Genomic DNA, 12,096 nt, shown 5'->3' with positions numbered 1-12,096 from the left:
AGAGTTTTTTTTGTGTAGATTTGAGAACCCGAGTCCTGGTGTAAGGGGTAATAATAAAATCTATGCAAATGAATAAAAGAATCAAGAACATTTTAAGATGTTATGCGGCAGGGATGGGTATCAAGGAAACGGCATCCACGTTCCATACTTCCCGTAACACTGTCCGCAAGTATGTCCGTCTGTTCCTTTCAAGTGGGAAAAGCATCGATCATCTTCTCTCCCTTTCCGAGGAGCAGTTGCATGAGATGTTTGGCGGTACGGAATCCCGACGTCGGGAGCCTTCTTCCAAAAGGATTGAATTAGAGGCTTTGCTTCCCGGATATGTATCCCGCCTGACACGCAAAGGGATGAGTGTCAGAAAACTGTTTAAGGAGTATCATGCTGAATATCCTGACGGTCTTCAGCTGTCTTCCTTCAAGCGGGCAGTCCGCCAGTACAAGTTCCACATCAAGGTCGTCGGCCATGTCGAGCACTATGCCGCCGACCAGATGTATGTTGATTTTGCCGGTGACAGGCTTGAAGTTGTCGATGAGATGACAGGCGAGACGAAGAAGGCCGAGGTCTTTGTCGCTGTCCTGCCGTTCAGTCATTATACCTACTGTGAGGCCGTATGGTCACAACGCAAGGAAGACCTGATAAGGGGATGTGAGAACGCCATGCAATATTTTGAGGGTGTCCCGGCGGCCATCGTTCCCGACAATCTGAAAGCAGCTGTCACACGGAGCGACCGTAACGAGCCGGTCATCAATGATGATTTCGCCGCCTTTGCCGAGCATTACGGTTGTGCGGTCTATCCTGCCCGTGTACGCCACCCCAAGGACAAGGCCCTGGTTGAGAATACCGTGAAACTTCTCTACCGTTCCGTTTACCTTGACATAGAGGGGATGACATTCTCCAGCCTGGACGGTCTCAATACCGCCATCCGTATTTCCCTGCTTGATTTCAACGAAAAGGTGATGGCCGGTCGGGAGGCGTCACGTAAGGAGATGTTCCTGCGTGGAGAGAAAGACTATCTCCGTCCGCTTCCTAAGAAACGCTACGTGATGAAAGAGAGAAAACTCATGACCGTGGGCAAGAACTCCTACGTCTCGTTGTTCAGGCACCATTACAGTGTCCCGAAGGAATATGCAGGAAGGCGTGTGACGATTCTCTATGATGCCGATACGGTGGAAATATACTGTAGCATGAACCTTGTCGCCATCCACGACCGCTGTGACATACCCTACACCTATTCATGGAAAAAGGAGCACAACCTGCCGGGGCACTATGGTCCTTATGACAAGGATCTTGAGGAACTCTTCCGACGTGCCTCGGAAATAGACAATATCGTATTGAATTATCTCCGGGAAGTGGAGCGTGTCATGCAATATCCTCCAAAAGCGTTCAGATCCTGTCGGGGCATACTGACGCTGGAGAAAAAATACGGCCGTGACCGTTTGGTCGCTGCCTGCGCCTGCGCAGAACAGAAGCTACAATACGGGTATCAGGCCTTACGCGAGGTGCTTGAACTGGGAGAAGACGCGGATTTCCTTCCTGATGAGGACGGGAGGATACAGCCTGACATGACATCCCCGACACCACTGACCCACAAGAATATACGTGGACGTGACTATTACAGAAAAGACAAACAGGAACAATAAAGCTAAAATTATGGAAATAAATAATAAGACAGCTCCCGTAACGGGACAACAAGACCAGAACACCATATCACTGGATTTGATGAGCCGCATGAAATTACACGGTATGGCGGAGGCTTTCAGGGAAAGCCTTGCCGGCACCACTCCACAGTCCATGACCGCGGACACCTTCCTTTCCATGCTCCTTGCACGCGAATGGGATTACCGTGCCCAGGCTGCCATAGTGCGGCTTACTAAGAATGCGGCGTTCCGATACAAGGCTTATCTCGAACAGATTGACTATGCCACAAACCGGGGCCTTGAGCGCAATCAGATGGAACGCCTCGCCACCCTTGACTTTGTACATAAGGGGCAGAACCTCTTCATTACCGGCTCTTCAGGTACAGGGAAAAGCTATCTGGCATGTGCCCTTGGCCACGAGGCATGCAAAAGGGGATTCCGTACTTTCTATGCCAATGCACCCAAACTGCTTGGTGCACTGAAGGTTGCCAAAGTCAAAGGTACACTTGAAACTGAGCTCAAGAAGATTGAGCGTTGCCAGTTACTCATCCTTGACGACCTGTTTCTTGTACCTCTTGATGCCAAGGAACGTCCCATCCTGCTCGAAATTATTGAGGACAGGCATGAAAGGAAATCCACTATCATAACCTCGCAGTACCCATCGTCCAACTGGTATGACATGGTTGGTGATCCGACAATAGCCGACGCCATCCTTGACCGAATCATTCATACGGCCCATACCATTGAGTTGTACGGTGAAAGTATGCGCAAGTTAAGGTCTAAGAAAAACTAGAGAATCAAAAGGATAAAATAAAATTGACCCCTATCACCAGGACTTTAAAGGGGCAATCATATTATGGCCAAGGTGGGCAATCCTGTTTGCCCAAAAGGGTCAAAGTAGAGTGGCTTTTCCATATGCTTACGGAGTCATCTTTTAAAGACAGGAAACAAGTCTCTTTTTCCAATTCGCCTCTTCTTTGAGAGATAACGGCATTTAACCCTTCTGCATTGGGATGTTGCTTTTTCACACATTGCTCTTTATCGTTCCAATATTTGGGGTCGAGATGCAATAGTGTCTTGTACGTTACTTTTCTGTCTTTGGTGATGCGCAAACATACTGGAGCTTCATTTGTGGATTTCGATAATTTCTCCCGTCTGATTACTACTTTAAATTTTGCTACTGTCATTTCTACTTTAATTTAATTCGGTTCAACATTCGTTTTTTTGCTTGCAAGCCACGGGGTAAAACATTGGTAAAACATTTGCGCCCCGTTTTCTGTGAATAATGGAAATAAGAATGAAAGTTCCAAATCACAAGTAGTCGCACAAGAAACTGAAAATCAGCAACCAATTTATTTTAGTTAAAAAATGCTGGAAAATGGAAGCAACCTGTATTAGAACTGGTGGCACCACTTTTAAAGAAGGCAAAACGATGTAAATTCCTGAATTTCAAAGAAGTTCAGGGGTTTTTCTTTTCCAAGAATAGGCAAAATTAGGGGGATTGAAGCAAACTATACGTCCTTATTCAAGGGACTGTTTTTAAAAGCCCGGAATGTTCCACTGCAAGGTATTTACTTCATTCTTTTACAGCACGTTGCACTGTTTTTCATAACAAGGTTCTCGGTTCGATTTCCTAACTTTGTATCATTAAAAATTGAGCCGTATGGAAAGAAAAAGATTCAGCGTGTTGTTCTTCATCAAGCGTAGCAAACTGTTAAAAAACGGAGAAGCACCCGTGCGTGTGCGTGTCACTTATGACCGCCTATACGTGGAACTTCAACTAAAGCGGAGCGTAAAAGTCCCATTTTGGTCGCAGGAAAAAGAGAAATCGATAGGCAAAGACCGAAATTCAGTCGAACTTAACCATTACATTGACGCCCTGCGTGTGAAATTCTATCAGATTTACCAAGACTTGGAACTGGAGGGAAAGATTATCTCCGCACGTGCCATAGTGAACCGCTATCAGGGAAAGGACGAGACTTTCAAGACATTGTATAATGTATTCAAGGAACATAATAACAACTGCCGGAAGCTAATCGGGACAGACTATGCCGACATCACCGTAAGACGTTACGACAATTGCCTTAAATACCTCATGGAACTGGTTAAACGGGACTACAAGGTAGATGATATGTTGCTGCGTGAGGTAAACGGGGAACTGGTACGCAAATTCGATTTATACCTAAAGACGGAGAAGCATTGCGCACAGAATACCGTTATCCGATACATGAAATGTTTTAAGAAAGTGATAAACCTTGCCATTGCCAACGAGTGGCTGACAAAGAACCCGTTTGCCGGAATCAAGTTTCACGAGGTGGAGGTAAACAAACAGTTCCTAAGCCAAGCCGAGATAAACCGGATATGGCAGAAAGAGTTCAGGATTGAACGGCTGGAACTGGTACGGGATGTTTTTATCTTCTGCGTATATACCGGGCTGGCATTCATAGACGTGTATAACTTGCGCCCCGAACACGTTTCAGAGGACAGCAACGGCAACCTGTGGATAGTGAAACCCCGTGAAAAAACAAACAATATCTGCAACATCCCGCTTTTGAGCATTCCCAAACAGATACTTGAAAAGTATAAGGATAACCCCTACTGCATAGATAAAGGAACTTTGTTGCCCGTTCCCTGCAATCAGAAGATGAACAGCTACCTGAAAGAGATTGCCGACCTGTGCGGTATTAAAAAGAACCTGACCACGCACACAGCCCGGCACAGTTTCGCTTCGGTTATCGCGCTGGCTAACAACGTGTCATTGCCGAACGTGACTAAAATGCTGGGGCATTCATCCACCCGAATGACGCAGCATTATGCGAAAGAATTAGACCAAACGATACTAAGGGATATGCAAGCCGTTGAAAAACAACTATCTGTATAACAAAAGATTACTTAATACATACTTATAGAACTAATACTCCCTAAAATTATAAGGAAAATTTTCCTCATAATTTTAGGGAGTATTGACCTATTTCTTTATATTTGCAGAAAATTTTCTGCAAATATGGACAATATAGACATAGAACTTAGTAAAGTAATTGATGCAGCTGTTCAATCTTCAATCGATATAGGTCAGGTTGCATCCTTAAAGGATTTGTATAAAGAAAAGAAAAATTCACTAAACTTATCAGATAGGCAGATTCAGAAAATTTTAGGAATGGATTCTAAAACTATAAATCCTATATTAAATGGAACTGCTAAACAAATCAATTTCATAAATGTAGTAAAATTGGCTCATTTTTTAGGTCTGTCTGTTAATGACCTAATAAAAGTTTACGTACCAGAATTAGCTCCTAAACAAATAGGAGAAATCCAACGAGCAAGAGAAGCAGGATATATCGTTGAAAATTTTGATGTATCTATCCTTGTTAAGATGAAGTTTTTTAATTCCAATGCTTCATCTAAAGATATGAGTGATAAAATCAAACGTTTTTTTGACATTGATAATATTTACAGTTACTCAGAAAATTCTTTGCTTCCCGTTTTTAGTCGCTCTAAAAGAAACTCGAATGATTTAATGCGTAATTTTTGGATACAATCTGCGTTTATCCAATTTAAATCTATTGCAAATCCCAATCCATACATAAGAAAAGAACTAGTTGAACTAATACCCAAAATCAGACCATACACAAGAGATATAAAAAATGGTCTAATTAGAGTGCTGAAAGCACTATTTCGTATTGGGGTCACAGTTATATATCAACCAAGCTTAGAAAAAATACAAGTTAGAGGAGCTACCATGATAATAAATGATAAACCATGTATTGTACTTTCTAATTTACAAAATAATTATCCTACATTATGGTTTACTCTTTTACATGAACTACATCATGTACTTTTTGATTTTGATGAAATCAAAAAACAGACGTATCATATTAGCAATAATGAGGGAGACATATTTTTAATGAATGAAGAACAAGCAGATAATTTTGCTTGTGAATATTTATTAAATGAATCCCGATTAAAATTTGCATCAGGGTATATTACATCACATTATAATATTGAAAAACTAGCTAAAGAATGGGGAGTACATACCTCTATTATATATGCAATGTATTGTTATAAAACCAACGAATGGGCTTTTTATAATAAATATATACCTAAAATGAATGAAGCCTTAGAGCTTATAAATACTCACCCATTTGAAAAAGAAACGTTAATGGAATCAGTACAACAAATCAAAGAATTTTTATACAATTAATTATGGAAGAAAAAAAGAAAAAAAAATCTCAGGAGGAATTAGAAGAACTCCAAAGGAAACAAGAACAAGATTTAGAGCGTGTAGCAATTTTAATGAAAGCTGATGAAATCAAAGAAGAAACATTTGATTTTGATGTAAACGGTCAAATCGAACTCAAAAATGAGTTGGCAGATATGGTTTTAGAACAAATCGATGACCCTGAAGCTAAATATAATTTATATTATAATGTTGTCAATCGTTTATTAAGAAAATATCTTCCAAAAGGCGATACATATAAAGATGCGAGAGATTTGATTTATGAAGAAAAGAACACATTTTTAACTCGTGGACACAGAAAAGATGCACAAGGTATAAGAGGAGCAGACGGAAGAATGTCCTATATTTCAGATATAAATGAGCTTGTTAACATTATCACTGAATGGATTTCAAACAAAGGAACAATGTTTGATTTATATACTCAAATTAGGGATTTGAATATTTCTAAAGGATATGGTGCTCCACAGTCAAAATAAAATGAATAGAGCTATATATATACTCATAATCTCTATTTTAACCTTTCTTTGTTTACACAGTTGCACTGTGGATATTGACCCTAAAATAGCTAATACAGCCTTTGGGCTTACAGCTATAAAATACGAATATATAATAATGATTTTAAGTTTATGCAGTGGCATCTTCTGCATTATTGGAGGTATTATACTTACCATTTTAGGGTTTACTGGGAACATCAATTGGATTATTGAAGGAACAGATTTTACATCAAAATTAATAAATGCTTCTCCTGGAGTTTTACTAATGGTAATAGGAGCCTTGATTATTATTTTTAAAAGATTGAAAATAAGAAGTAAGTAAATAGAAAAGCCAGCAACACAGTTTTCAAGAAAACATGATTGCTGGCTTTCAATCAATCAAACAATATAGAAAACAAGATAGCTATATTTCAAGAAAGCAAGACATCAATAAAACAAGATTTCATGTTTTCAAGATTTCATTTTCTGTAATGCCTTTCTAGCAGGTCTAAAATCTCACTTTCCCGGTAGATGATTTTTCCCGGAAGCTGCACGTACCCCAGCAGCCCCGTGTCCCTGTAATCCTGCAACGTCCGTTTGCTGATGCAAAGCCGCCTGCACACCTCATCGCCCGTCAGGTAGTGTTCACCGTTCAATACCGGGCGATAGTTCATTACCACGTACTCCACGTTTTCCAGTACCCTATCAAGGGAAGAAAACAGCACCAGCGTGATTTCGGAATCTTTCGTTATCAAATCCATACGCCTACTTTTTAGAATTGTCCCTTACTTGGTTGAGCAAAAATGTTTCCACGTCCGAAGCGTAAGCTTTCGAATAAATACACATTACCCCCCTTAGGGTTTGATTGTAGTTTTGTACTCGCGAAAACAATCAAACCCTAATTGTTATGAACAGATCCAAATTTGAAGAATTGGAATTGCAGGTTCAACAAAGCGCCCTGCCATTGAAGTTGTACCTGCAACAGGCAGGTGTAAGTTATTCAACCTATCATTACTGGCGTAAAAAATGTGCCGCAGAAACAGACAGTCTGAAACAGGAGTTGGCTCCCATCAGTTTCAAGCGCCCCACTGCAGAACTGACCTTGGGTGAACAGGTGCCGCATGGTGTAGCCCTGCTTTTCCCCAACGGTCTCCGTGCCCACTTCGGGAGCGGATCCGAGAAGCTGTTGATGGAACTGCTAACCCATAGTCTCGAAGATACCCATGTTTAGCCTGAACGATACGATGCGCTACTTTCTGTGTCCCGGCAGGACAGATATGCGCAAGGGCATCAGTTCGCTGTGCGGACTGGTGCATGAGAAGATGAAGAGCGAAGTGAGGAACGGTGACGTGTTCATCTTTGTCGGGTCCAGCCTCAATCTCATGAAACTGCTTCATGCGGAAGACGGCGGCATGGTGATGTACGTCAAACGGCTGGAGGCAGGTCGCTTCAAACTGCCGGAATACGATCCCGAATCAAACAGCTATCCCATGGAATGGCGTGACCTGGTAATGATGGTTGAAGGCATTCAGGAGAATCCGCAGCAGAGGCTCCGGCGACTTAGGGCCGAGCGTAAAGAGTACCATGTATAACCTGTTTTTCTGAAACAAAAGTAGTGTTCCTATTGTGCAATCCGCTAATATTTAGTATCTTTACATCTATAAAAAGAGACAGACAATGGATGAAAAAGATACATTACTCAAGACGATAGAAGGGCTGAATACCTCTGTTGCTTCATTGTCTGCCATCAACAAAAAACAGGCAGAGCAGAATGAAAAGCTGCAGGAACGTATCAAAGAGTTGACGGCTCAGGTCGCATGGCTGAACCGCCAGCTCTTTGGCCGTAAAGCAGAAAAGCTTCCTGTCTACGACCCCAACATGCCGGATCTCTTTGCGGATGAATTTGCCGGCCTGCAGCGAAAGGCCGAAGAAAAGCGTGACGAAGCGGTGGAGAAGATGGAAAAGGAGTCCGCCGAGGAGAAGAGACAGAAGCGGCAGAACCGAAAAATGATGGAAGATCTGCCTGTACTCGAAACCGAAGTGATTGAGCCGGATGGCGTGGACCTTTCCCTGTACCGCAGAATAGGCGAAGAGGTAACCCGTGTTGTCAAACACAAACCGGGAATGCTCTATGTAAAGGAAATCATCCGTCCCAAATATGCGCTCAAGGACAACACGCGTCTTCCACCCGGGGGACAGAAAGGTGTGGAGATGGCTCCCATGCCGCTGATGCCCGTTGACAAGTGCATCGCCGACACCAGCCTGCTTGCCGAAATCCTCCTCCAGAAATACGAGTATCACGTTCCGTTCTACCGTCAGATACAGCAGTATCGCCACCTTGGCATGAAAGGACTGACGGAAAGCACGCTGGACGGATGGTTCAAGAAAACGGTAGAACTGCTGAAACCGCTGTACGAAGCGCTAAAGCAGGAAGTCTTTTCCTGTGACTATGTGCAGGCGGATGAAACCACCGTTCCGGTCATCAACAAGGAAAAGCACAGGGCCGACAAGGAATACCTCTGGATGGTCAGGTCGGTCCTAGAAAAACTGGTCATCTTCCATTACGACGGGGGATCGCGGGCCGGAGCGGTCATCGAATCCCTGGCTAATCAGCACCACTTCAAGGGTTACCTCCAATGCGACGGTTTTGCGGGTTATGAAACAGCCTTCAAGACCAACCCCGGTGTGCACCTGGTCAACTGTCTGGTACATATCCGCCGGCATTTTGAACAGGCGCTTGATGAAAATAGGGAAATGGCCGAATATGGGCTTACGCAGATACAGAAAGTCTATCAGATAGAGCATGGCTGCAATGACGCAGGCTTGTCGTATGAAGAACGCAAGAACAAGCGTCAGGAACTGGCCCGTCCCATCCTGGAAGCCATGAAGGCATGGATGGAAGCGGAAGGTATCAAGTACAGCCCCAGGTCACAGGCCGGCAAAGCCATCACATATACCTATACCCGATGGAACAATATGATGCGGTGCCTGGAAGACGGACGTCTGCTATGGGACAACAACCTGGCGGAAAATGTCATCCGCCCCATCACACTGGGACGAAAGAATTACCTCTTCTGCGGCAACCACGAGGCGGCCGTCAATATGTCTGTAATCTGTTCCCTGCTGGCTACTTGCAAAGCACACGATGTGAATCCGAGGGATTATCTGAATGACATCATTGCCCGAATGCCCTATCATAAGAAGGCCACACATGAGGAACTCATAAAGCTGCTTCCGCATCAATGGAAGTTGCAACATCCGGAGAGTGTGTTGACCAAACAGGCAACAGAATCCAGTAACTGACCCCCAGCTGCAAAATATAGGTTCAACAAAACAATAGCGACTGCAACTATTTGGTTTATAGTGACAGTCGCTATTGTTGTATAGAAAGGTTCAAAACCTGTAGTGCTTCGAATGCTTACGTTTATATCATTTTTCTACATCAAACCACAACTCTTTCGTGGTTAATGATGTACCACTCTGAGTTGGTTTATATCATTTTTCTACATCAAACCACAACTTTTTCATTTAAATTTTTAAAAAGGTCTTGTTGGTTTATATCATTTTTCTACATCAAACCACAACTAATATCCCTGACCGACCGTTAATGTTTTAGTTGGTTTATATCATTTTTCTACATCAAACCACAACTGAAAGCTTTACCGTGGATATTATCCGCATGTTGGTTTATATCATTTTTCTACATCAAACCACAACTACCTCCCGGCAGGAGAAGCATCCGAACGTTGGTTTATATCATTTTTCTACATCAAACCACAACTTGAGCTTCTCGTATATCTTGATGCAGTCTGTTGGTTTATATCATTTTTCTACATCAAACCACAACCACTCAGTATGAGATAATTCTTTACCATCGTTGGTTTATATCATTTTTCTACATCAAACCACAACGACCGTCATTGGAATAATGGGCCACACGCAGTTGGTTTATATCATTTTTCTACATCAAACCACAACTTTTCAGAAAGACCTTTAAAAAGGTCTTTTGTTGGTTTATATCATTTTTCTACATCAAACCACAACTTAGGAGGATTATTGTTTTCCTGATTAGAGTTGGTTTATATCATTTTTCTACATCAAACCACAACTATATTTATTAGCATTTTAAACAAAGATTCGTTGGTTTATATCATTTTTCTACATCAAACCACAACGGAAGCAGTGTAGGCAAATTTTGCCCAAAGTTGGTTTATATCATTTTTCTACATCAAACCACAACTTTCTTTTTTAATGTCTTTTTATTGTTGTGTTGGTTTATATCATTTTTCTACATCAAACCACAACGACCGGCACGTATATAAAGTTTCCATAACTGTTGGTTTATATCATTTTTCTACATCAAACCACAACTCTGAAGGGACGTGTGCTGAAGGAGACCCGTTGGTTTATATCATTTTTCTACATCAAACCACAACATATATCGTCTATTATCCTCATTATAAATATTTTGAGAGGTTTTCTAATCACATGAAGTGGCGTGTTAGATGCATTCAATGGTAAATATACTAAAAAAATTCTAACTGCAAAGGGGTCTGTATTAATTTCTTATTAATTTCTCCCCAAATATTTATTATAGCCCCATATTGTTTATCTGTAATAGTTAATATACTGACTTTACCTTTGGCTGGAGTGATTTTTTTTACACGTTTGATATGTACGTTAGCACTTTCCAAGGAAGCACAATAGCGAATATAAACACTAAACTGATACATTGAAAATCCATCTTTCTCTAAATCTTTGCGGAATCGAGCGAACTCTTTACGGTCTTTTTTGGTGACCGTAGGCAAATCGAACATGACGAACAACCACATGATATGATAGGCATTAAGACGTAATTCAGTCATTCAAAACAGGGGAAATTCAGGTGAGTATTTTCTTTTGCATAACATTTTACGAGTGAGGCCATGGTTATTGAGAGGCCTATGCTTAACGGGCGTGTGACTTTTGGAAACGATGTATCGCATACTAACACATTGATAAGGCGTGCTTTGGTTTCTTTGTTGAGCTCTATTTTTCCCTCTTCGCACAACTCGCAAACCACTTCGTCTACATAAATACGATATGGTTCCATTATGTCATCTGCCAAAGGAAAGGCATTGCTGCGGTTGCGGTGGAAAATACCAAGTGCAGGAAACAATCCCGACGCCATTAAAGCACGGGCTACAGCAGCGCGCAACACCGTGTAACCATAATTAAGCAAAGCATTAATACCTGGTAAATCGCGATTGCGCACGAATTCCTTACCGAATAGTGCGACCCAATAAATATGGGCAGCCGCCCCCTCGCGATTATTGCTGTCACCACTTTTTACATTCATATAATAAGGCTTCAAGATGTCACCTTGCTTCCCCTTTTTATTTAATAAAGCTGATTGATTCCTGATTTTGGCAGTTATCACTTGTTTCCACAAATTCTTTTTGAGAACCTCGCCTGCTTCAGTTTGCAAGCGCAAAGTCTCACCCTGCGTGGTGTTGGAGTTCAGATTGAGTAGCATTGCGTTCGGCATGCCCTTCTCATTGCAGAAAACCACGGCCACATTGTTGTCTGCCAGAGCGTTTAGTAAGGGCATGGTAACCGACACCATGGGATTGTCAATCATTATAAACCCTATATCTTCGATAGGAATCGTACACTTTTCGTCGGGGATCTCCTTTAACGCAATCACTAACTGCGAGTTCTTTAAGGATAGCATGGCAGGTGAATTAAACACTAAACTGCGTTTCAGCAT

13 protein-coding genes and 1 CRISPR repeat array are annotated in these 12,096 nt (G+C 42.0%); of the genes, 9 read left to right on the top strand and 4 right to left on the bottom strand.

Features of this window, described 5'->3' with window-relative positions; translation table 11 throughout:
- Window positions 1–68 precede the first annotated feature (68 nt).
- Both istA and istB read left to right on the top strand, forming a co-directional pair.
- A complete protein-coding gene (istA, locus tag C4H11_RS13680) occupies window positions 69–1,640 on the top strand; it encodes an IS21 family transposase (protein WP_106042995.1) in 1,572 nt (523 codons plus the stop codon).
- Window positions 1,641–1,650: 10 nt separating this feature from the next.
- Complete coding sequence (istB, locus tag C4H11_RS13675) at window positions 1,651–2,430, top strand: IS21-like element helper ATPase IstB (RefSeq protein WP_106040164.1); 780 nt, start codon at window positions 1,651–1,653, stop codon at window positions 2,428–2,430.
- Between the two features lie 61 nt (window positions 2,431–2,491).
- Here istB and C4H11_RS13670 read toward each other — a convergent pair whose 3' ends face one another.
- On the bottom strand, window positions 2,492–2,824 hold the full coding sequence (locus C4H11_RS13670; RefSeq protein WP_234819838.1) for an Arm DNA-binding domain-containing protein: 333 nt from the start codon (window positions 2,822–2,824) through the stop codon (window positions 2,492–2,494).
- A 476-nt stretch (window positions 2,825–3,300) separates the two neighbouring features.
- On the opposite strand from C4H11_RS13670, the gene C4H11_RS13665 reads away from it, so the two are divergent.
- The 4 genes from C4H11_RS13665 to C4H11_RS13650 all read left to right on the top strand — a co-directional run bounded on the left by C4H11_RS13665 (window position 3,301) and on the right by C4H11_RS13650 (window position 6,690).
- On the top strand, window positions 3,301–4,518 hold the full coding sequence (locus tag C4H11_RS13665; RefSeq protein WP_106042845.1) for a site-specific integrase: 1,218 nt from the start codon (window positions 3,301–3,303) through the stop codon (window positions 4,516–4,518).
- 123 nt (window positions 4,519–4,641) lie between these two features.
- A complete protein-coding gene (locus C4H11_RS13660; RefSeq protein ID WP_016277458.1) occupies window positions 4,642–5,838 on the top strand; it encodes an ImmA/IrrE family metallo-endopeptidase in 1,197 nt (398 codons plus the stop codon).
- A gap of 2 nt (window positions 5,839–5,840) precedes the next feature.
- Window positions 5,841–6,350 carry a hypothetical protein gene (locus tag C4H11_RS13655; RefSeq protein WP_106042840.1) on the top strand — a complete coding sequence of 170 codons (510 nt, stop codon included), beginning with the start codon at window positions 5,841–5,843 and terminating at the stop codon, window positions 6,348–6,350.
- Window positions 6,351–6,417: 67 nt separating this feature from the next.
- Window positions 6,418–6,690 carry a hypothetical protein gene (locus C4H11_RS13650; RefSeq protein WP_232430221.1) on the top strand — a complete coding sequence of 91 codons (273 nt, stop codon included), beginning with the start codon at window positions 6,418–6,420 and terminating at the stop codon, window positions 6,688–6,690.
- 136 nt (window positions 6,691–6,826) lie between these two features.
- Here the strand turns inward: C4H11_RS13650 and C4H11_RS13645 are convergent, their stop codons facing one another.
- Complete coding sequence (locus C4H11_RS13645) at window positions 6,827–7,108, bottom strand: helix-turn-helix domain-containing protein (RefSeq protein ID WP_106042838.1); 282 nt, start codon at window positions 7,106–7,108, stop codon at window positions 6,827–6,829.
- Window positions 7,109–7,254: 146 nt separating this feature from the next.
- Between C4H11_RS13645 and tnpA the strand changes: the two genes are divergently transcribed.
- The 3 genes from tnpA to tnpC all read left to right on the top strand — a co-directional run bounded on the left by tnpA (window position 7,255) and on the right by tnpC (window position 9,650).
- Complete coding sequence (tnpA, locus tag C4H11_RS13640) at window positions 7,255–7,578, top strand: IS66 family insertion sequence element accessory protein TnpA (RefSeq protein ID WP_106042836.1); 324 nt, start codon at window positions 7,255–7,257, stop codon at window positions 7,576–7,578.
- Entirely contained in the window at window positions 7,571–7,939 is a 369-nt protein-coding gene (tnpB, locus tag C4H11_RS13635) for an IS66 family insertion sequence element accessory protein TnpB (protein WP_164996546.1), read from the top strand. Before tnpA ends, tnpB begins: the two co-directional genes overlap by 8 nt.
- An 85-nt stretch (window positions 7,940–8,024) precedes the next feature.
- Window positions 8,025–9,650: an IS66 family transposase gene (tnpC, locus tag C4H11_RS13630; RefSeq protein WP_106040332.1), complete on the top strand. Its 1,626-nt coding sequence runs from the start codon at window positions 8,025–8,027 to the stop codon at window positions 9,648–9,650.
- A gap of 115 nt (window positions 9,651–9,765) precedes the next feature.
- A CRISPR array of direct repeats spans window positions 9,766–10,783; the repeat unit is 36 nt; unit sequence GTTGGTTTATATCATTTTTCTACATCAAACCACAAC.
- 90 nt (window positions 10,784–10,873) lie between these two features.
- Here the strand turns inward: tnpC and cas2 are convergent.
- Window positions 10,874–11,212, bottom strand: a complete 339-nt coding sequence (gene cas2 / locus C4H11_RS13625; RefSeq protein ID WP_106042834.1) for a CRISPR-associated endonuclease Cas2 — start codon at window positions 11,210–11,212, stop codon at window positions 10,874–10,876.
- A complete protein-coding gene (gene cas1, locus C4H11_RS13620) occupies window positions 11,209–12,096 on the bottom strand; it encodes a type II CRISPR-associated endonuclease Cas1 (RefSeq protein ID WP_106042832.1) in 888 nt (295 codons plus the stop codon). Before cas1 ends, cas2 begins: the two co-directional genes overlap by 4 nt.

It is taken from the genome of Bacteroides zoogleoformans (genome assembly GCF_002998435.1).
In the GTDB taxonomy this organism is placed as follows: domain Bacteria; phylum Bacteroidota; class Bacteroidia; order Bacteroidales; family Bacteroidaceae; genus Bacteroides; species Bacteroides zoogleoformans.
Note: the sequence above shows the minus strand (reverse complement) of the source record. Positions and strands in the feature narration are given on the sequence as shown.

Bases quoted from the DNA above. Each gene is read 5' to 3' on its own strand.
- istA (WP_106042995.1), top strand. From the start codon at position 69: ATGAATAAAAGAATCAAGAACATTTTAAGATGTTATGCGGCAGGGATG.
- istB (WP_106040164.1), top strand. From the start codon at position 1,651: ATGGAAATAAATAATAAGACAGCTCCCGTAACGGGACAACAAGACCAG.
- C4H11_RS13670 (WP_234819838.1), bottom strand. From the start codon at position 2,824: ATGACAGTAGCAAAATTTAAAGTAGTAATCAGACGGGAGAAATTATCG.
- C4H11_RS13665 (WP_106042845.1), top strand. From the start codon at position 3,301: ATGGAAAGAAAAAGATTCAGCGTGTTGTTCTTCATCAAGCGTAGCAAA.
- C4H11_RS13660 (WP_016277458.1), top strand. From the start codon at position 4,642: ATGGACAATATAGACATAGAACTTAGTAAAGTAATTGATGCAGCTGTT.
- C4H11_RS13655 (WP_106042840.1), top strand. From the start codon at position 5,841: ATGGAAGAAAAAAAGAAAAAAAAATCTCAGGAGGAATTAGAAGAACTC.
- C4H11_RS13645 (WP_106042838.1), bottom strand. From the start codon at position 7,108: ATGGATTTGATAACGAAAGATTCCGAAATCACGCTGGTGCTGTTTTCT.
- tnpA (WP_106042836.1), top strand. From the start codon at position 7,255: ATGAACAGATCCAAATTTGAAGAATTGGAATTGCAGGTTCAACAAAGC.
- tnpB (WP_164996546.1), top strand. From the start codon at position 7,571: ATGTTTAGCCTGAACGATACGATGCGCTACTTTCTGTGTCCCGGCAGG.
- tnpC (WP_106040332.1), top strand. From the start codon at position 8,025: ATGGATGAAAAAGATACATTACTCAAGACGATAGAAGGGCTGAATACC.
- cas2 (WP_106042834.1), bottom strand. From the start codon at position 11,212: ATGACTGAATTACGTCTTAATGCCTATCATATCATGTGGTTGTTCGTC.
- cas1 (WP_106042832.1), bottom strand. From the start codon at position 12,096: ATGCTGAAACGCAGTTTAGTGTTTAATTCACCTGCCATGCTATCCTTA.